Source organism: Acinetobacter sp. NIOH-H-8, assembly GCF_046635365.1.
Classification (GTDB): Bacteria; Pseudomonadota; Gammaproteobacteria; order Pseudomonadales; family Moraxellaceae; genus Acinetobacter.
Genome location: NZ_JBHDVN010000002.1, coordinates 26,881 through 43,684, shown reverse-complemented (window position 1 = coordinate 43,684; position 16,804 = coordinate 26,881). Strand labels below are relative to the sequence as shown.

Genomic DNA, 16,804 nt, shown 5'->3' with positions numbered 1-16,804 from the left:
AATGGTTTTATCACGTATTTTCATACGTCCTATTTAATATAAGCATCTGGCATGTAATGACATTAGCAGGCGTGTGTTGTTTCAGTGACTCTCTGTGAGGCTTTCATGCACTAATGTATCTTGAATCAAGTGAAAGCCGCATAAAAAAGACCGGATTGGTACCGGTCTTTTTTAGATTAAAACAGCTTAGTCAAAATGAATGACTGTACGAATTGATTTACCTTCATGCATCAGGTCAAAAGCTTCATTGATCTGATCTAATGGCATCGTATGTGTCACAAATGGTTCTAATTGAATTTCGCCTTTCATGGCCTGCTCAACCATGCCCGGTAATTGAGAACGGCCCTTAACACCACCAAATGCCGTACCCATCCATTTACGGCCTGTGACTAGCTGGAATGGACGAGTTGAGATTTCTTTACCTGCACCTGCTACGCCAATAATCACAGACTGACCCCAGCCACGGTGTGCACATTCTAGTGCTGAACGCATTACGTCGACATTACCAATACATTCAAAAGAGTGGTCTACGCCCCAACCGGTCATTTCCACAATCACTTGCTGAATTGGCTTGTCATAGTCTTTTGGATTCACAAAATCAGTAGCGCCAAACTGTTTAGCCAGTTCGAATTTATCTGGATTGGTATCCACGGCAATAATACGGCCGGCTTTGGCCTGGCGAGCACCTTGTACAACTGCAAGACCAATACCGCCTAAGCCAAATACAGCGACGCTATCGCCTTCCTGTACTTTAGCAGTGTTATGTACTGCACCAATACCTGTAGTCACGCCACAGCCTAATAAACACACTTGCTCATGGTTAGCTTCAGGGTTAATTTTCGCTAGAGAAACTTCTGCAACGACTGTATATTCAGAGAACGTTGAACAGCCCATATAATGATAAATCGGTTGGCCATTATAAGAAAAACGGGTAGTTCCATCTGGCATTACACCTTTACCCTGAGTCGCACGAACCGCTACACACAGGTTGGTCTTACCCGATTTACAGAACAGACATTCACCACATTCTGCCGTGTAAAGTGGAATCACATGATCACCCGGTTTCAGACTCGTCACGCCTTCACCTACCTCAACGACCACACCCGCGCCTTCATGGCCTAAAATGGCTGGAAATACGCCTTCCGGATCATCACCAGATAAGGTAAATGCATCGGTATGACATACGCCTGTATGGCTAATTTTTACCAGTACTTCACCTGCTTTTGGTGGAGCAACATCTACTTCCACAATTTCTAATGGCTGACCTGGGCCAAATGCAACCGCTGCACGTGATTTCATGTAAAACGATCCTTTTATTACTGATTTACAGATGGTTAACAGTAACCTCTTTCTATTCAGAGATTCAACCATTAACATCACTAGTTGAGGAATAAAACCCCTATAACTAATGGAACATCAATGACTAAGCCCTCGTCAATTACATGTTTAAGTATTTTTGTTTTTAGTCTGACTATTTCTGGCTGTGAATTAGCTCCCAATACAGCAAAAGACGAAGCCATTACTCCGGTACAATCGGCCCACTGGATCAGAGAGGAACAACTACCACAGATTCAGGAAGGGAAAACGGCTTATCTGCCTTTATATGACGGTTTTATGAGTATGGCGGCAAGGTTATATCTGATTAATCAAGCCAAATACCATCTCGACCTACAATATTACATCTGGAAAGATGACTATATTGGCAACATGATCCTCTCCCAATTATTAAAAGCCGCAGACCGTGGCGTGAAGGTTCGGGTTCAGATTGATGACCAGAACGGAACTCAACTGGATGATAAGCTGCTGGCCTTAGCCCAACACCCTAATTTCGAAGTCAGACTATTTAATCCTTATAAATTCCGTCATTTGCGTGCCCTTGATTACGGATTTCGTATGAAATATGTTAATCCGCGCATGCATAATAAACTGATTATTGCGGATGGTACGGCAGCGGTCACAGGTGGTCGGAATATCAGTAGTGAATATTTTGATGCCAGTGAAGACTTTCAGTTTAGCGATGTTGATATTTTCTTTGCCGGAAAACCAGCACACGATGCGAATCAGACCTTTATCAAATTCTGGAACGATGATCTAAGCTATGACATCCGACAAGTTTTGAATGATTCAGGTAATCCACAACTTTTAAAACGGTTGAGAACAGAATTTAAAGAAGATGAAGTCGATAAAAATGAACTAAGACGTCGAGTCGGTATTGCGGAACAGCAGATTGATGAACAGCTGAGAAAGCGCCCGATTAAATGGGGAAATGCCTATTTTGTTGCCGACGCCCCTTCCAAGGTCCGTCGTAGCGCCCAGAATGGTGATTATATTTATACTCATATGCTGGAACTTATGGGTGAGCCCAAAGACCATCTGGAACTGGTTTCTTCTTATTTCATTCCTACTCAGGAAGGTGCGGATTATTTAAGTAAACGTGCCCAACAGGGTGTCAAAATCAGAATTTTAACCAATTCGTTCCAGGCAAATGATGTTGCTTTGGTTCATGCCTATTATCAGCAATACCGTAAACAGCTCCTCACAAATGGAATTGAGCTCTGGGAATTTAAACCCTATATTGAACGACCAAAACGGACCTGGTATGAAATTATGACCGGTAATATTATTCCGGCCAAAAATAAGAACAGCTCCAGTTTGCATGCCAAATTCTTTGATCTGGATGGCATGGTATTTATTGGTTCCTTTAACTTCGATCCACGTTCTGCATATTTAAACACTGAAGTCGGTCTGGTGATTGAATCTGATCAGCTCCAAGATGAAATTACCAAGTCCTTAAACCAGTATTTACCCAGAATGGCTTATCAACTTAAGTTAAATAAACAGGGCGAGATCATTTGGCTGGAACATCAAAAAAATGGTTCAGTGATTCAGCATAATCATGACCCTGAAACAACACAATTCCAGCGTTATATGATGAATCTGGTGGCGAAATTCCCGGGAGAATGGTTAATGTAATGACAGATACATTGCGATCAAATTACATTTAGTGTGGTTTTTCCTTAATTGATAGTTGGCTTTAGATATTTTAGATCTTTATTGGTAATAAGCTGAACAATATAAAATTGACTAAATCTCTAAATCGAGTTTTTCTACTTATATTTTTCAGCTTATTTCTTATACATTAATCAGATCAATACCTACAAAGGTTTTACCTATTCCGTTGATTGCTCTAAAATTACACTTTTCCAGTATTTTGCGAATTTTCGCTTTCCACTCCCATGCAATTTTTTGATTTAAGTCGTCAGTTTAAACTCAGTGATATTCTCACCCCTGTTAAGACCTTGCAGGATCTGTCTCAACAAGAATGGTTTTTAGCCAAAATACGGGTTGAACATGACTGCCTGTCTGATTCGGACTTGGTCGAAGGTCAGGTCGTACTTAAATCTAATCAGAATATCCAGGTCGAACTGGAATGGCTGATTCAGGATACCGGTTATGAATTACAGGTGCTATTCAAAGGTGTTGAAACCGAAGCTTCTGAAGAAACACTGGTGATGGTTAAAGGCGCGCAACTGGTCGATGAACAACAGCAACTGATTTCTGCACAGGCTTTAAGTTTATGGATTGACGGGACATTACTCCCGATGTTGCCGAATATCCGCAAAGAAATTAAAGCGCGCTTAAACCTGTGGGATTATGTGGAATATGATGGTTAATTCATTTTTCCATTTCTAAAATTTGAAAGAGCCATATCGGCTCTTTTTCGTTTACAGGGAATTTACCTAATATATTTAATTGGTTAAATTGCCCTTGCCTGAATATTTTTATGGCAATGCCTATTTTAGACATACAGATTAAGCTTGATTAAAATAATAAAGAGAAAACATCATGATTTCCCCTTCTGAATGGCAAAATATCCGTCAAGTTGTTGCAGATGCGCAGCGTGCAGCAATGCATTGTTCGATCGCAACCGTCAATCCCCGAGGCTTTCCTAGTATTACTCCGATCGGAACTGTCTTTCTGGATCAGCAGTCTAGTACAGGTTTCTTTTTTGATACTTACTCCACCACCTTCTCTGAAAATTTACAGCATCAGCCACTTGCCTGCATTCAGGCTGTGAATAGCAGCAAACTGTTCTGGTTAAGTTCCATGTTCAAGGGAAAATTTAAGCATTATCCCGGTGTACGTTTATATGCAGAGATTGGCTCTTTACGTCCTGCAACAGCGGAAGAGATTGAGAAAGTTGAATCTCGTATCTCTACATTAAAATGGAGTAAAGGTAGCAAACTGATCTGGTCCAGCTTTCATCATGTTCGGGATATTAAAGTTAAGGATTATCGCTGGGTCGAATATCCCAATATGCAGGTAGAAAATACTTAAAAACTTTCTAAAAGTAAGCTTATTTCATAAATATACTTAATATTTATATTTATTCATAACTCAAATTAGACCGACATGCTCGAACATCATCCGGTAACTATCTGCTTTCTTATCCAGAGCCAAAGGATAAGCCCGGGATGAAGATGGCATCCGGTATAGATACAGGTCACGGCCAAGAAAATGTGCCTGTGTTGGCTCACCTATACCGGGTTTCAACGTACCTTCAGGCATAGAGAGCATCAAAGTATCTGTGGCCTTGTCGCCTGTAGTCATGATGTGGTTGCAGTCCGGCATTTTCCCTAATAGATCCTGCAAATTGGTTGGCACTACAATTTCTAGAAATTTATCGGAAGCATTTCCCTTCAGGCGTCGGATCTGATAAGCACTGTCAAAAATCGCAATCCCCGTTTCAGTTAGAAACTCACGGATTAGATGTTCCTGAAATTTTTTATTAGGTAAGTCCAAAAAGTAATCTTTATTTTTAAAGAAAATTAACCCAAATATCCGCCACATATCATTTTGGTAATTCGGATAATAAAAATTCATTTTCCAGCGCGTTGCGGGTGGCGGAAAACTGCCCAACATCAGTAATTTGGCATTGGGCGGTAAAAATGGCGGTAATGGATGGGTTTCAATATCCGACATAAACTGTTCCAGATTCAGGTATTTCAGTTATTTTAGAATGCCTGACGGATCTTGCTAGCGACTTCTTGTCCCCAAAGTGTATAAACTTCCTTACTTGGATGAAAACCATCTTTGGCCATTTGTAAATTCATGGCCCGATATTTTTCAATATCGTATTCAATCCATTGCATGTTGATCTGCTTGTTCACAAATTTTTCCAGTTGTTGGTTCATATGTTTGGCATATTGACCAAATAACCAGGCCAAAGGATTCGGTAAAGCTGGGAACATGTTCATTGGAGGGACACCGGCTGCAATGACCAGTTTTGGATTAAACTTTTGCTGGATTTTGCCATAAAACTGTTCCTGCTTCTTGATCCAGACATCGGCAGGCATGAGCTTAGTCACATCATTCACGCCGACTGAAGTCACGACCACATCATAGGATTTAGCTTCAATCTGGTCTAAAGTACGAATGACCTTTGAGGTGGTATCGCCCGTTTTTGCCTGTAACTTCCATTCAATTTCAAAGTCATTTTTTAGCTCATTCAGAATCGCGCCAAGTAAGGCATCATTCTGATGATCTACCCCGACCCCTGCTGCTGCTGAATCACCCACAATCAGTAATGAAAGTTTTTTGCCTGTTCCTGTTTGACCTTCACGTGCACCCTCTGGTTCTGGAAGTTTTATCGTATTTTTTTTGACACGGTTACCCTGAATTACGAGCGTGGGAATTAAGGCGATAGTGGCAGCTTTGAGCAACATAATGGACTAATTTATATAAAGATATGATTAATTTTACTGCAATTTATGGATTACGAGTAATACCTCAGCAGTCATTTTTAATGAATATTCACGTAACTTTAACTAGCAAAATAAAAAAATCCCGGCGTTTAACGGGATTTTTTTAATGTGGCTAATATATCAAACTTTATGATCATTCCAGCGGTTCATGCGCTTGAACGTCCCAATATCATTAAAGCGTACACCCACTTCTTTCATGACTTTATGCGCCGTTTTAGAGGTCAACTGACGTATATAAAAGGGTTCTTTGACCACAAAATGATGGATCGCATGAGTTGAACCGAAATTACAGCAAAATAACTGGAATGGCACCATCCACCATGGATTCAGTACCTGAGTCTGCTTGATGACATCGCGTGGATCAATATCACCATAATAATGCATATTGGAGCTAACGAATTGCAGGCTAAAAGAACGGATAAAATTCGGAATGATCCAAATTACTGCCAAGAAATTCACGAGCGGCATAGCTTCGATGATACTTTCCGACCAAAGCATTTCATAACCAAAGATTGGTGCAACGGCATTGCCTACATGAAAGACTACAAATAAATAGCACAGACCATAATAAATCAAGCTTAATGGCAAGAAGCCTAATAGCTGAGAAATCATGGCAACTTTACGTTCTTTTTCAGGCTGTTTTTCCATAAAAAGATGAATCATTTTAAACATCTGAAAAGGACGTAAATAGACCGACATCAACTGGTCACTTATCACTAGTATGCGGCGAATCCCCCATGGCATACCATTACTGATGCCACGTTCTTCAAGATCATATTCAGTGCCTGAATATTTATGATGATGCAAATGCATGCGTCGGCGAGCCCATGGACTAATCGTATTTGGACGAGCCAGCCACACTAAAGCCAACATTAAATGATGTGCCCAAGGTGTTTTTTTGAAATACATATAATGAATCAGGTCATGTTCTAATTCATGTGTCAGTGAAGCAAAAATTGCAATTAGGGGAATGGTGAACCACGCAGAAAGATAACCATATCCATATGCCAATGCGCATGCGATCATCCCCGTCCAGGCAAAACCTAAAATACTCACACCAATGAAATTCTGATGTTTAAGTATAGGATAACGGGTACGTATTTCTTCCCCGGCCTGTGTAACGATATTTCTGACCTTAGAGATTCGCTGTTGGTCAGTCATATCCGAAGATGTAGACATATGGACAACCTTTGATTTCTGAACAGTTGTACATTAAAGGAATTTATAAAAAAGAGAAGTTATCTTTCCACTTTCGCAGCGAGTATGTCCAAGTTTTGGGCAGTTTTAGTAATTTTTTCAAGATCAAGAATAAAGCAGAAAAATAAGGAGTATTTTCTATAAAACTTGTCGTCTAAAAATTCTCTTCTTAAAAATTTAATTATTTCTATTCTGATAGAATTTTAATTTTTATATATAAATAAAATTTATTCATCATCAAAGTGTTAATGACTTTTAGTGAATTAACTAATTATTTTAATAATTTATAATACCTTTAGATCCGATATAGTCAAACTACTTTATTATTCATACAAGATTCGAAAAAAACTCGAAATAACTCATCGACTGAGTCGATCAACCATTCTTTACGCTTACGTTTAACCCATGCCCACATCTGTTCTATAGGATTTAAATCAGGGCTGTATGCAGGAAGCCAAAGAATTTTATGCCCTTGTTGTTCCAATAACTCCTGAATATCTGCTCTTTTATGAAATGCTGCATTATCCATAACCACTACACTATTTTCTGGTAATGCTGGTATGAGGAATTGCTCAATCCAAAAATGAAAAACATCTGAATTGATTTTGCAGTCAAATAAACCGACTGAAAATAAATACCCTTTATGGATTGCTCCAATGGCATTGGTCTGATTCTTTAATTGCCAATTATATTGCCCTAGACAGGGTACTCCTTTTCGTGAGTAGCCATGAGGTCTGTAATCATGTGACTTAAAACCACTTTCATCCAGATAAATAATCGGATGGTTTTTTTCTAATTCATTCACTTGCAGAATAAATTTATCCCTAAGCTTTGTATCTGCTTTAGGATGGCTTAACGTCTTTTTTTAACTGTAATATTTAAGCGCTTTAATGCAGCACCAATAGATGAAACACCACAATTAAAACGTGCAGCACGTTCATATTGATAAGCATCAGGATACTTTTCAACATCTTCACGTAAAGCATCATCGTTAATTTTAGAAGGTTTACGTACACGAGTTTTTTTAATCTCTATACGTTTCTTCCATTCAACAATGGTATTTTTATTAATTTCAAATTGTGCAGCTACTGCTCGAATAGAATAACCTTCCTCAAGCTTAGCTAAAATTTTACGTCTAAAATGTTCTGAATAACTCATTGCACCATTGTATTGGTTTTATAATGATTTGACTATACCAGAATTATCCTACCTACTTTTATCCAAAATTTTGAATACTAAAAAGTAAAAAAGCCCCGAATGGAGCTTTTTTAAATTGAAGTTTTAACCTAATTTATTGACTAATTTTAGCGGCAATACTTTCATTGCCAGACCGAGTGGCAACCAAGGCCATTTCGGTACATAGGCTTTGACTGGCGCTTTCTCAATTTCTTCTGCCAATAAACGTGAACCCGTTTTCTCATCCACTTCAAATGGTAATTTTTTCGCGCCTTCATTAATTTCAGTACGAATATAGCCTGGGAAAATGGTCGTAACTTTAATTGGTGTATCAATTAGTTCAGCACGAATGCCTTCAGCCAGATGGGCAACCCCAGCCTTACTTGCACCATAAGCGGTCAAGTGTTTTGGCATACCACGCATTGCGCTCATCGATGAAATCATTACCAGATGACCGGAGTTTTGTGCGCGGAAAATTTCCACTGCAGCTTCACATTGTGCCAATGCAGAAATAAAGTTAGTTTCAACAGTAGCTTTATTAATCGCAAAATTACCTTTACCAATCCGGCGGCCTTCACCTACACCGGCATTGACAATAATCCGGTCAATGGTGCCAAAGTCCTCTTTAAAGGCACGGAAAACCTCAAAAACCTGATCATAATTGGTCACATCCAGTGTTTTAGCAATGACTTTAATATCATATTGGCTTTCGAGTTCCTGCTTCAAAGTTTCCAAACGTTCCAGACGACGTGCACAAATCGCCAAGTTATACCCTTTTTTTGCAAATTCACGTGCCATACCGGCACCAATCCCTGAACTTGCACCAGTAATTAAAATCGTTTTAGCCATGTTTTTACCCTATCCCTTTATTTTTTCTAAGGTGTTTTATCTTCAATAATTTTTAAATCCAGGTTAGCAGGTCTGGACGCTGTGCTTTAATAAAATGATGTTCGTTCAAGCTGAGTAGCTGAGGTTCATTTCCGACCAGACGCAATGTAGTAATACTGGTATTGGTAATTGCCCAGTTTAAAGCGAAAGTTTTCTCCGGACTCAGACCTAGGATTTTGCCTACCGTCACAGAGATGACACCACCCGAGGTATACACGATTGCATAGCGCGGTTTAGTTTGCGCAAGCTGGTCACATAAATTTTGCAAACCGGTTTCTACACGGCTTTTAAAATTGGGCCAGGATTCATCATATTCGTGGTGATAATCATCACAGGTCCATCGAGCAATCGCTCCACTAAAGATTTTGCTCAAATAGTCTCGCGGATTGGCATGTTCTGAGACATCCTGCTTCAGCAGTTCTGGCTGATTAAAACGCGGTTCATAACGGGCAAAGACCTGCTGATGATTAAACTCATTCCAGGCACTATCGGTCAAGATCTCGCTTTCAGGAAAACATTCATCTAGAGATAACTGCGCCGTTTGTTGATGACGTTGCATGGAACCAGCCACTACATATGGTGCTTCTTTCAGAATTTCATCAAAATAACGACCGAGCAATTTTGCCTGTAGTTCCCCATTTGGCGAAAGCTGATCATAACTGGCTGCCCCGAAAGATGCCTGTCCATGCCGGATCAAGTAAATGGTAGTCATTTTGGCATTAACTCTTTAAATTTCAGGATATATTTTTGTGCAATGTCATTGGCTTCCAGCTTTTGTAAACCAATCAGTTTTAAGGCACGAATATGCAAGGCATGAATCACTACCCAAAAATCCTTAAAGGCCGGATTATTGGTTTGTTTGTGGTAATAACGGTAATAGATCTGCTGGGCAATCACCGAGAGACGGAAAATCCCAAACACTTCATAAAATGTCCAGTTTTCCGGTTGCAGACCGGTTTTCTCCAGATAGTAATCCACCACTTCTTTACGGGTAAACATACCTTTTAAATTGGTCGGCTGGCGACGTGTTGCTTTAAAAATGGCATTGTCCGTATCTTCTACCCAATAAGCCAAGGCAGAACCCAAGTCCATCAGCGGATCACCCAGGGTGGCCATTTCCCAGTCCAGAACCCCAATAACTTCAGTTGGATTCTCTGGATCCAGAATGACATTATCAAAACGCCAGTCATTGTGAATGACACAGGTTTTAGAATCAGATGGAATATTATCTTTCAGCCAGTTACGTACATATTTAAAAGATGGAACATTTAATGTTTTGGCTTTTTCATAACGTGCATCCCAGCCTTCTACCTGACGACGGCAATAGCCTTCACCCTTGCCCAGTTTTTCCAGTTCTGTACCTGTATAAGGAACTTGGTGTAGTTCGATCAGCTTATCAATCACATTAATACATAAAGTCTGGATATCTGATTCACTTAGTTGCAATTCAGGCGGCAATTTGGCGCGTGGAATAATACCTTCAATGCGTTTCATCACATAGAAGTCACAGCCAATGACTGATTCATCCTGACAGAGTGCCACCATTTCAGGTACGACTGGATAATGTTCAGCCAAGGCTTTTTGTACGTGATATTCACGTACCATGTCATGTGCAGATTTAGCTTTAGTCCCTTGAGGCGGACGACGTAGAATTAAATCGGCATTGGCATATTGCAAACGATAAGTCCAGTTTGAAGCTCCACCTGAATATTGGGTAAGCTCTAAAGGACCTTCTACATTTACTCCTTGTTGATTTAACCAATCTGTGATGGCCTGTACATCCAGTTCCTCACCTTCACGAACTGATCCACCTACATCAATGACCGCCATAATTTTTCCTTAAAATCTTCTAATACGTTTCAATGTTCTATATATAAAGCCAGCTTATTTTTTACGACGTGTGCTATAACCACGTTTTGCTAGCTCCAGTTTGGCAATCATGCCTTTATGCACTTCATCTGGACCATCAGCCAGACGTAAGGCACGGGCTTGGGCAAAGAATCCGGTCAGCGGTGTATCACGAGAAACACCCGCACCGCCGTGGATTTGAATCGCCATATCCACAACTTTTTCCAGCACACTTGGCGCAACGACTTTAATTGCAGAAATTTCAGTCAATGCTGCCATATTCCCTAAAGTATCCATTTTATAGGCAGCATACAAGGTTAATAATCGAGCCTGATCGATCGCCACACGTGCTTCTGCGACACGTTCCAAATTACCACCCAGTTTTAAAATCTCTTTACCAAATGCGGTACGACTCATACCCCGGTCAATCATCAACTCGAATGATTTTTCAGCAGCACCGATGCAACGCATACAATGGTGAATACGGCCTGGCCCTAAACGCCCTTGGGCAATTTCAAAGCCTTGACCTGCACCGCCAATAAAATTCGAAACTGGAACACGAACATTATCAAAGCTGACTTCGCCGTGGCCATGTGGCGCATCATAGTCACCAAAGACTGGAAGCATCCGTTCGATTTTTACGCCTGCAGTATCGACTGGAACTAAAACCATGGAATGCTGATGATGACGGTCTTTGGATTCATCTGGTGTATGTGCCATAAAGATGATGATTTTGGCATTTGGATCACCCAAACCTGAAGACCACCATTTACGACCATTCAAAACAATTTCATCATCTTCAACCACCGCCGTTGCCTGCATATTGGTAGCATCACTTGAAGCCACTGCAGGTTCAGTCATACAGAAGACTGAACGAATTTTCCCTTCCAGAAGTGGCATCAACCATTGCTGTTTTTGTTCTTCAGAACCATAGCGCCACAATACTTCCATATTGCCGCTATCTGGCGCATTACAGTTAAAGACGGTAGGTGCAATCAGGCTTCGCCCAGAAAGTTCAGCGATATGCGCATATTCCTGAACGGATAATCCCTGACCTAATTCTGGACAAGGCAAAAACATATTCCAGAGACCTGCCGCTTTGGCTTTATCTTTCAATGTTTCAAGTTCTGCCGGCCATTGCCATTTGGTCCAGTCGCCACCTTGATTCAGTTGATGCACCTGATGCCAGAAATCAGCCTCGACAGGTTCAATTTCATCAGTAATAAACTTTTTTGTTCTATTTAAATAATCCTGTGCACGTGCTGACAGCTCAAACATTGCTTTATCCCTCTGAATATTCTAATTCATACGCTTTACAACACCTTAACCCAAAACATATTATGAATAAAATGATTTAATTCCATATAGTAGTATGCATAGTATTCATTCAAAAACCGTCATGGATTTACGAAATTTTCATCGTATTGATATTAATCTTTATCCACTTTTTATTGCCATTTACGAACAAAATAGTATTTCTAAAGCTGCGCAAATTCTATCGATAAGCCAGTCAGCAGCCAGCCATGCTTTACAACGTTTAAGACAGCATTTACAGGATGATTTATTTGTGCGAACCGGTAGCAAGATGCAATCTACGCCGTTTGCAGATCAGATCTATCCTGAAATTAAAAATGCACTTTTTGCGATTCAGAATATTTCGATGCAGCATCAGCAATTCAGACCGGAATCGATTCATAGCTTAAAAATTGCTGTACATGACGAAATTGAACCCATGATCTTTCCTAAACTGGTTCAACATTTCCAAAAAATTAACCTGGATCTTCAACTGAGTAGCATGAAACTCGACCGTAAAAATATTGCTGCAGATCTCGCCTCTCAACAGGTCGATTTTGTTATTGATCTGGAGCAAAGTATTAGTGAAAAAATTCAGTTTGAACGACTGGTACAGGATGAATTCGTGGTCTGTACACAACGAACAGAAATGAATGAACAGATTTATCTGGCCTCACCTCATATTGGCGTTTCCTCACGCCGTACGGGAGTTTTAGTTGAAGATATATATTTAAGTCGAAAACATTATTCCCGACAGATTTTTTTACGTTGTCAGCACTATTCCACAGCCCTGCAAATTCTGGAACAGCAAAAGACTGCCATGCTGACAATTCCTAAAAATGTTTTGACTCATCTACAGTTAGCAAACTGTCTGAATATTTTTGACGTTCCTGTAGAACTGCCGAAAATTAATATGGGGATGTATTGGCATAAAGATTTGCAGGAGAATAAAAGACATCAATTTTTGAGAAATGAAATTTATAAAATATTTGCTTAGGCTATTTATGAGATAATTTAAACTTGCTTAGGCTATTTTTATTATCAGGTTTTAGGATTGAGATTGGCCTAATTTGATAGTGCTTAGGCTATTTTATCGGTACAAAACTAAACACTGATTGATGGCTTTTTAAGCCCTATGCGGAGTGGCTTTGATCTAAAATGGCTCAACTTTTAGCTGTGTTTATGCGGCTGTTTTTGCTGATTTGGATCTTGCCCTTGTTACATCTCTCCACCACCTGGCAAATTGTGCTGGGCTTCGTACTTCTGTGTTTTTCTTATTATTTGCTGCATAAAATTACGGTGTATTTAAAGGACCTATTTCGCCCCTTTAAGAAAGGCAAGAAATACTGGTGCCGGGTAAGTGCTGTCAGTGATGGCGATACCCTCACCTGCTACCGTTTTAATATCCGTCGCTCTGAGACCAAACTGCGCTTTGCCTATGTCGATGCGCCTGAATCTTCACAGGCCTATGGCAAGGAATCGCTACGTCTGGTTCAAAGTATGGTTAAAAATAAAATGATTCGGGTACAAATTACGGATATTGACCGATATGGTCGCTGTGTCGGTGTGGTCTATCGTTATCGCAAGAATATCAATGAAGAGATGGTGAAACGTGGTGCGGCATGGGTCTATGAAGAATATATCCGGGATAAAAACCATTTACGCTATATGATGGAGCTACAGAATAAAGCCAAAAAGCAGAAAAAAGGGTTATGGAAAAACAGCCGCCCTGTCCGTCCAAGTGTGTATCGTAAACAGATCAAAGCCTCATCTTGACTTTTTAAAAATCAAAAAATTAGCATATAAAAAAGGGATTTGTGATAACAAATCCCTTTTCTTTATTCAGTTTATATTATGACCTAATAGGCCAAATGCACCAGAAAGCGGAATGCTCCTGCAATAAGTGCTAGTGTCAAAAAACCTGCAAGCCATAAGCCTACAAACCATACTATCTGTTTGCGTGTCATGCCTGCTCCTTAATGATAACCATCATCACCAACACGCACCTTGTGTCGGAATACCCAATAGGACATACAGGTATAAATCACGATAATCGGAATCAGGATCAAGGCTCCAATCAAGGCAAATAACTGGCTATTTTCATGTGCCGCTGCCTGCCAGATCGTGACTGATGGCGGAATAATATATGGCCACAGACTAATCAGAAAACCGGTATATGCCAGGAATACCAGCACCAGCATATAGGAAAATGGACCTAGTTCACTGCGTCTTTTACAAGCGCGTAAGGCTAGCCAAGTAAACAATATGACCAAGATCGGTACGGGCATAAAGTAGGTGAATTGTGGCTGACTGAACCAGCGCTCCGCAATTTGCGGATGGGTCAACGGCGTATAAACGCTAACAGCGCCTAGAATAATCAATAAAGCTATAATCAGCTTCGGCATCAGTTTAAACATGCGATCCTGTAAATCATCACCGGTTTTATAAATGAGCCAGCCACATCCTAATGCTGCATATAGCACCACAACACTGACTCCGGTAAAGATACTGAATGGGCTAAGCCAGTCCAGACCACCACCCACATAGACACCATTTCGCGTTTCAATTCCCTGAATATATGCACCCAGAATCATTCCTTGCAAGAAACTGGTGACGATCGACCCACCTATAAAGGCTTTATCCCACCAGTGTTTACTTTTATTCGCCTTAAAACGGAACTCAAAAGCGACACCACGAAAAATCAAGGCGATCACCATCAGGATAATAGGCATATATAGCGCTGAGAGTACCGTCGAATAAGCTAAGGGAAAGGCAGCAAATAATCCGGCGCCCCCTAGCACCATCCAGGTTTCATTACCATCCCAGACCGGAGCGACCGTATTCATCATGACATCGCGTTCATCCTGATGCGGGAAGAATGGAAATAGAATGCCAATGCCCAGATCGAAACCATCGAGAATGGTATAGACCAGCACACCCAAGCCAATAATCGCAATCCAAATTAATGATAAATCAATCATTTTTTATCCTCCTGATCCGGATGTTCAGGAACCTCTTCAATACGTTCGCGAATACTGCTCAATGGTCGACGAGAAGCCTGAACCACATCACTATCCGATTCATGGTGTGGTCTGGAATGAATAAACTCTGGACCTCTATGCATAAGGCGCAACATGTAGAAAATTCCCACGCCAAAAACGACGCAGTACACCACCACAAAGATAATCAAGGTCAAACCAACCTGTTCAGCAGATACTGGTGATAATGCATCCTTGGTCCGCATGATGCCGTAAACGACCCAAGGCTGACGGCCAACTTCTGTGGTAAACCATCCTGCCAACATGGCAAGAAATCCGGATGGACCCATAATGAGTGCAAACCGATGCAGACCACGTGACTCATAAAAATGTCCTCGGGTACGTGACCATAGCCCCCATAATGCAAGCAAGAGCATCAACATACCCATCCCGACCATGATCCGGAAACTCCAGAACACGACCAGTGAATTGGGTCGATCTTCAGGCGCAAAATCTTTAAGCCCCGTGACTTTTCCATCCATAGAATGCGTTAGAATCAGGCTACCCAATTTAGGAATACCAATGGCATATTTGGTTTCTTCAGCTTGCATGTCTGGAATCCCAAACAGGTATAAAGGCATTCCTTCATCATGATTGGTTTCCCAATGGCCTTCCATCGCGGCCAGTTTGGCTGGCTGATGTTCAAGTGTATTCAGACCATGCATATCCCCCACAAAAATCTGTAAAGGTGCAAGTGCCAGAATTAGCCACATGGCCATGGAAAACGAAGTTTTGACTAAAGGATCGCGACGGCCCTTGATCAGATGCCATGCCGCTGTTGAGGCTACAAGTAAGGCGGAGACCAGAAAGGCGGCCATTGCCATATGAGCCAAACGATAAGGAAAAGACGGGTTAAATACGATCGCTACCCAGTCTTGCGGGACGATCAGGCCATTTTCAATCGCAAAACCTTGAGGGGTCTGCATCCAGCTATTGGAAGATAAAATCCAGAACATGGAAATACAGGTGCCGACTGCGACCATTAAAGTGGAGAAAAAGTGTGCTCGTGGGCCAACCCGATCCCAGCCAAAGAGCATGATGCCCAGGAATCCGGCTTCTAAAAAGAACGCAGTTAAAACTTCATAAGCCAGCAAGGGCCCCGTCACACTTCCAGCGACCCGGGAAAACTCACTCCAGTTGGTTCCGAACTGATAGCTCATTACCACACCGGATACGACGCCCATACCAAATGCGACGGCGAAAATTTTGACCCAAAACTTGAACAGATCCTGAAAAATCGGATTTTTAGTCTTTAACCAGCGCCATTCCAGAATAGCCAAAAAACTTGCTAATCCGATTGAAATTGCAGGAAAGATAATATGAAAAGATACAGTAAAGGCGAACTGTATTCGTGCTAACTCTAATGCAGTTAAACCCAGAGTCATAAACTTCACCTATGCAGTGTTATTTGGCATATCTGCCCTTCAGTTATTAAGTGATGGATTTTTCTAGTGCTTAGGTAGCTTAGGCTGAATCATTCTTAAAAGTATGTAGTCTTTTGTTGATTGTTTTTTAATCAGGTTAAGGACTTGTAACAACTTAGTCAGAAGAACGTTATCCATGCAGAAATTTTCAAAATTTCCCTCTTGTTTAATTGAA

At 40.8% G+C, this 16,804-nt stretch carries 17 protein-coding genes; 5 read left to right on the top strand and 12 right to left on the bottom strand.

Annotated features, from left to right (window positions below; genetic code table 11):
• Window positions 1-186: 186 nt before the first annotated feature.
• Window positions 187-1,299: an S-(hydroxymethyl)glutathione dehydrogenase/class III alcohol dehydrogenase gene (locus tag ACEWB7_RS01635; protein WP_034704162.1), complete on the bottom strand. Its 1,113-nt coding sequence runs from the start codon at window positions 1,297-1,299 to the stop codon at window positions 187-189.
• A 120-nt stretch (window positions 1,300-1,419) separates the two neighbouring features.
• Between ACEWB7_RS01635 and ACEWB7_RS01630 the strand changes: the two genes are divergently transcribed.
• The 3 genes from ACEWB7_RS01630 to ACEWB7_RS01620 all read left to right on the top strand — a co-directional run bounded on the left by ACEWB7_RS01630 (window position 1,420) and on the right by ACEWB7_RS01620 (window position 4,338).
• Window positions 1,420-2,973, top strand: a complete 1,554-nt coding sequence (locus ACEWB7_RS01630) for a phospholipase D family protein (RefSeq protein ID WP_312308741.1) — start codon at window positions 1,420-1,422, stop codon at window positions 2,971-2,973.
• Window positions 2,974-3,236: 263 nt separating this feature from the next.
• Entirely contained in the window at window positions 3,237-3,674 is a 438-nt protein-coding gene (locus tag ACEWB7_RS01625) for a hypothetical protein (RefSeq protein WP_125278624.1), read from the top strand.
• 172 nt (window positions 3,675-3,846) lie between these two features.
• Window positions 3,847-4,338, top strand: coding sequence for a pyridoxamine 5'-phosphate oxidase family protein (locus ACEWB7_RS01620; RefSeq protein ID WP_159122904.1), 492 nt, complete (start codon window positions 3,847-3,849; stop codon window positions 4,336-4,338).
• A 60-nt stretch (window positions 4,339-4,398) separates the two neighbouring features.
• Here the strand turns inward: ACEWB7_RS01620 and ACEWB7_RS01615 are convergent, their stop codons facing one another.
• The 9 genes from ACEWB7_RS01615 to ACEWB7_RS01575 all read right to left on the bottom strand — a co-directional run bounded on the left by ACEWB7_RS01615 (window position 4,399) and on the right by ACEWB7_RS01575 (window position 12,152).
• Window positions 4,399-4,983, bottom strand: coding sequence for a uracil-DNA glycosylase family protein (locus ACEWB7_RS01615; RefSeq protein ID WP_034704166.1), 585 nt, complete (start codon window positions 4,981-4,983; stop codon window positions 4,399-4,401).
• A gap of 32 nt (window positions 4,984-5,015) precedes the next feature.
• Window positions 5,016-5,726 carry an SGNH/GDSL hydrolase family protein gene (locus tag ACEWB7_RS01610; RefSeq protein WP_179993226.1) on the bottom strand — a complete coding sequence of 237 codons (711 nt, stop codon included), beginning with the start codon at window positions 5,724-5,726 and terminating at the stop codon, window positions 5,016-5,018.
• Window positions 5,727-5,885: 159 nt separating this feature from the next.
• The gene (locus ACEWB7_RS01605) at window positions 5,886-6,944 is read right to left on the bottom strand and encodes a fatty acid desaturase (RefSeq protein ID WP_312308734.1); all 1,059 of its coding nucleotides are present in this window, start codon (window positions 6,942-6,944) and stop codon (window positions 5,886-5,888) included.
• A 328-nt stretch (window positions 6,945-7,272) separates the two neighbouring features.
• Window positions 7,273-7,767, bottom strand: a complete 495-nt coding sequence (locus tag ACEWB7_RS01600) for an IS630 family transposase (protein WP_001003818.1) — start codon at window positions 7,765-7,767, stop codon at window positions 7,273-7,275.
• A gap of 47 nt (window positions 7,768-7,814) precedes the next feature.
• Window positions 7,815-8,120, bottom strand: a complete 306-nt coding sequence (locus ACEWB7_RS01595) for an IS630 transposase-related protein (protein WP_000122230.1) — start codon at window positions 8,118-8,120, stop codon at window positions 7,815-7,817.
• A gap of 123 nt (window positions 8,121-8,243) precedes the next feature.
• Complete coding sequence (locus ACEWB7_RS01590) at window positions 8,244-8,987, bottom strand: SDR family oxidoreductase (RefSeq protein ID WP_004785546.1); 744 nt, start codon at window positions 8,985-8,987, stop codon at window positions 8,244-8,246.
• A gap of 52 nt (window positions 8,988-9,039) precedes the next feature.
• Complete coding sequence (locus tag ACEWB7_RS01585) at window positions 9,040-9,738, bottom strand: histidine phosphatase family protein (RefSeq protein ID WP_312209009.1); 699 nt, start codon at window positions 9,736-9,738, stop codon at window positions 9,040-9,042.
• Window positions 9,735-10,856, bottom strand: coding sequence for a phosphotransferase family protein (locus tag ACEWB7_RS01580; protein ID WP_312308732.1), 1,122 nt, complete (start codon window positions 10,854-10,856; stop codon window positions 9,735-9,737). The genes ACEWB7_RS01585 and ACEWB7_RS01580 overlap by 4 nt, the downstream gene beginning before the upstream one ends.
• Before the next feature lie 54 nt (window positions 10,857-10,910).
• On the bottom strand, window positions 10,911-12,152 hold the full coding sequence (locus tag ACEWB7_RS01575) for an acyl-CoA dehydrogenase family protein (RefSeq protein ID WP_312308731.1): 1,242 nt from the start codon (window positions 12,150-12,152) through the stop codon (window positions 10,911-10,913).
• A 94-nt stretch (window positions 12,153-12,246) separates the two neighbouring features.
• Between ACEWB7_RS01575 and ACEWB7_RS01570 the strand changes: the two genes are divergently transcribed.
• Both ACEWB7_RS01570 and ACEWB7_RS01565 read left to right on the top strand, forming a co-directional pair.
• Window positions 12,247-13,164: a LysR family transcriptional regulator gene (locus ACEWB7_RS01570; RefSeq protein ID WP_312308729.1), complete on the top strand. Its 918-nt coding sequence runs from the start codon at window positions 12,247-12,249 to the stop codon at window positions 13,162-13,164.
• 161 nt (window positions 13,165-13,325) lie between these two features.
• Window positions 13,326-13,943, top strand: coding sequence for a thermonuclease family protein (locus ACEWB7_RS01565; protein WP_312316252.1), 618 nt, complete (start codon window positions 13,326-13,328; stop codon window positions 13,941-13,943).
• Window positions 13,944-14,143: 200 nt separating this feature from the next.
• Here ACEWB7_RS01565 and cydB read toward each other — a convergent pair whose 3' ends face one another.
• Together cydB and ACEWB7_RS01555 are read right to left on the bottom strand one after the other, a co-directional pair.
• Window positions 14,144-15,148: a cytochrome d ubiquinol oxidase subunit II gene (cydB, locus tag ACEWB7_RS01560; protein WP_034702762.1), complete on the bottom strand. Its 1,005-nt coding sequence runs from the start codon at window positions 15,146-15,148 to the stop codon at window positions 14,144-14,146.
• Window positions 15,145-16,590, bottom strand: a complete 1,446-nt coding sequence (locus tag ACEWB7_RS01555) for a cytochrome ubiquinol oxidase subunit I (protein WP_312308728.1) — start codon at window positions 16,588-16,590, stop codon at window positions 15,145-15,147. The genes cydB and ACEWB7_RS01555 overlap by 4 nt, the downstream gene beginning before the upstream one ends.
• Window positions 16,591-16,804: the final 214 nt, after the last annotated feature.

Coding starts and splice junctions, on each gene's coding strand:
- ACEWB7_RS01610 (WP_179993226.1), bottom strand. CDS start 5,726: ATGTTGCTCAAAGCTGCCACTATCGCCTTAATTCCCACGCTCGTAATT.
- ACEWB7_RS01590 (WP_004785546.1), bottom strand. CDS start 8,987: ATGGCTAAAACGATTTTAATTACTGGTGCAAGTTCAGGGATTGGTGCC.
- ACEWB7_RS01635 (WP_034704162.1), bottom strand. CDS start 1,299: ATGAAATCACGTGCAGCGGTTGCATTTGGCCCAGGTCAGCCATTAGAA.
- ACEWB7_RS01570 (WP_312308729.1), top strand. CDS start 12,247: ATGCATAGTATTCATTCAAAAACCGTCATGGATTTACGAAATTTTCAT.
- ACEWB7_RS01585 (WP_312209009.1), bottom strand. CDS start 9,738: ATGACTACCATTTACTTGATCCGGCATGGACAGGCATCTTTCGGGGCA.
- ACEWB7_RS01620 (WP_159122904.1), top strand. CDS start 3,847: ATGATTTCCCCTTCTGAATGGCAAAATATCCGTCAAGTTGTTGCAGAT.
- ACEWB7_RS01595 (WP_000122230.1), bottom strand. CDS start 8,120: ATGAGTTATTCAGAACATTTTAGACGTAAAATTTTAGCTAAGCTTGAG.
- ACEWB7_RS01575 (WP_312308731.1), bottom strand. CDS start 12,152: ATGTTTGAGCTGTCAGCACGTGCACAGGATTATTTAAATAGAACAAAA.
- ACEWB7_RS01630 (WP_312308741.1), top strand. CDS start 1,420: ATGACTAAGCCCTCGTCAATTACATGTTTAAGTATTTTTGTTTTTAGT.
- ACEWB7_RS01580 (WP_312308732.1), bottom strand. CDS start 10,856: ATGGCGGTCATTGATGTAGGTGGATCAGTTCGTGAAGGTGAGGAACTG.
- ACEWB7_RS01565 (WP_312316252.1), top strand. CDS start 13,326: ATGGCTCAACTTTTAGCTGTGTTTATGCGGCTGTTTTTGCTGATTTGG.
- ACEWB7_RS01615 (WP_034704166.1), bottom strand. CDS start 4,983: ATGTCGGATATTGAAACCCATCCATTACCGCCATTTTTACCGCCCAAT.
- cydB (WP_034702762.1), bottom strand. CDS start 15,148: ATGATTGATTTATCATTAATTTGGATTGCGATTATTGGCTTGGGTGTG.
- ACEWB7_RS01605 (WP_312308734.1), bottom strand. CDS start 6,944: ATGTCTACATCTTCGGATATGACTGACCAACAGCGAATCTCTAAGGTC.
- ACEWB7_RS01555 (WP_312308728.1), bottom strand. CDS start 16,590: ATGACTCTGGGTTTAACTGCATTAGAGTTAGCACGAATACAGTTCGCC.
- ACEWB7_RS01625 (WP_125278624.1), top strand. CDS start 3,237: ATGCAATTTTTTGATTTAAGTCGTCAGTTTAAACTCAGTGATATTCTC.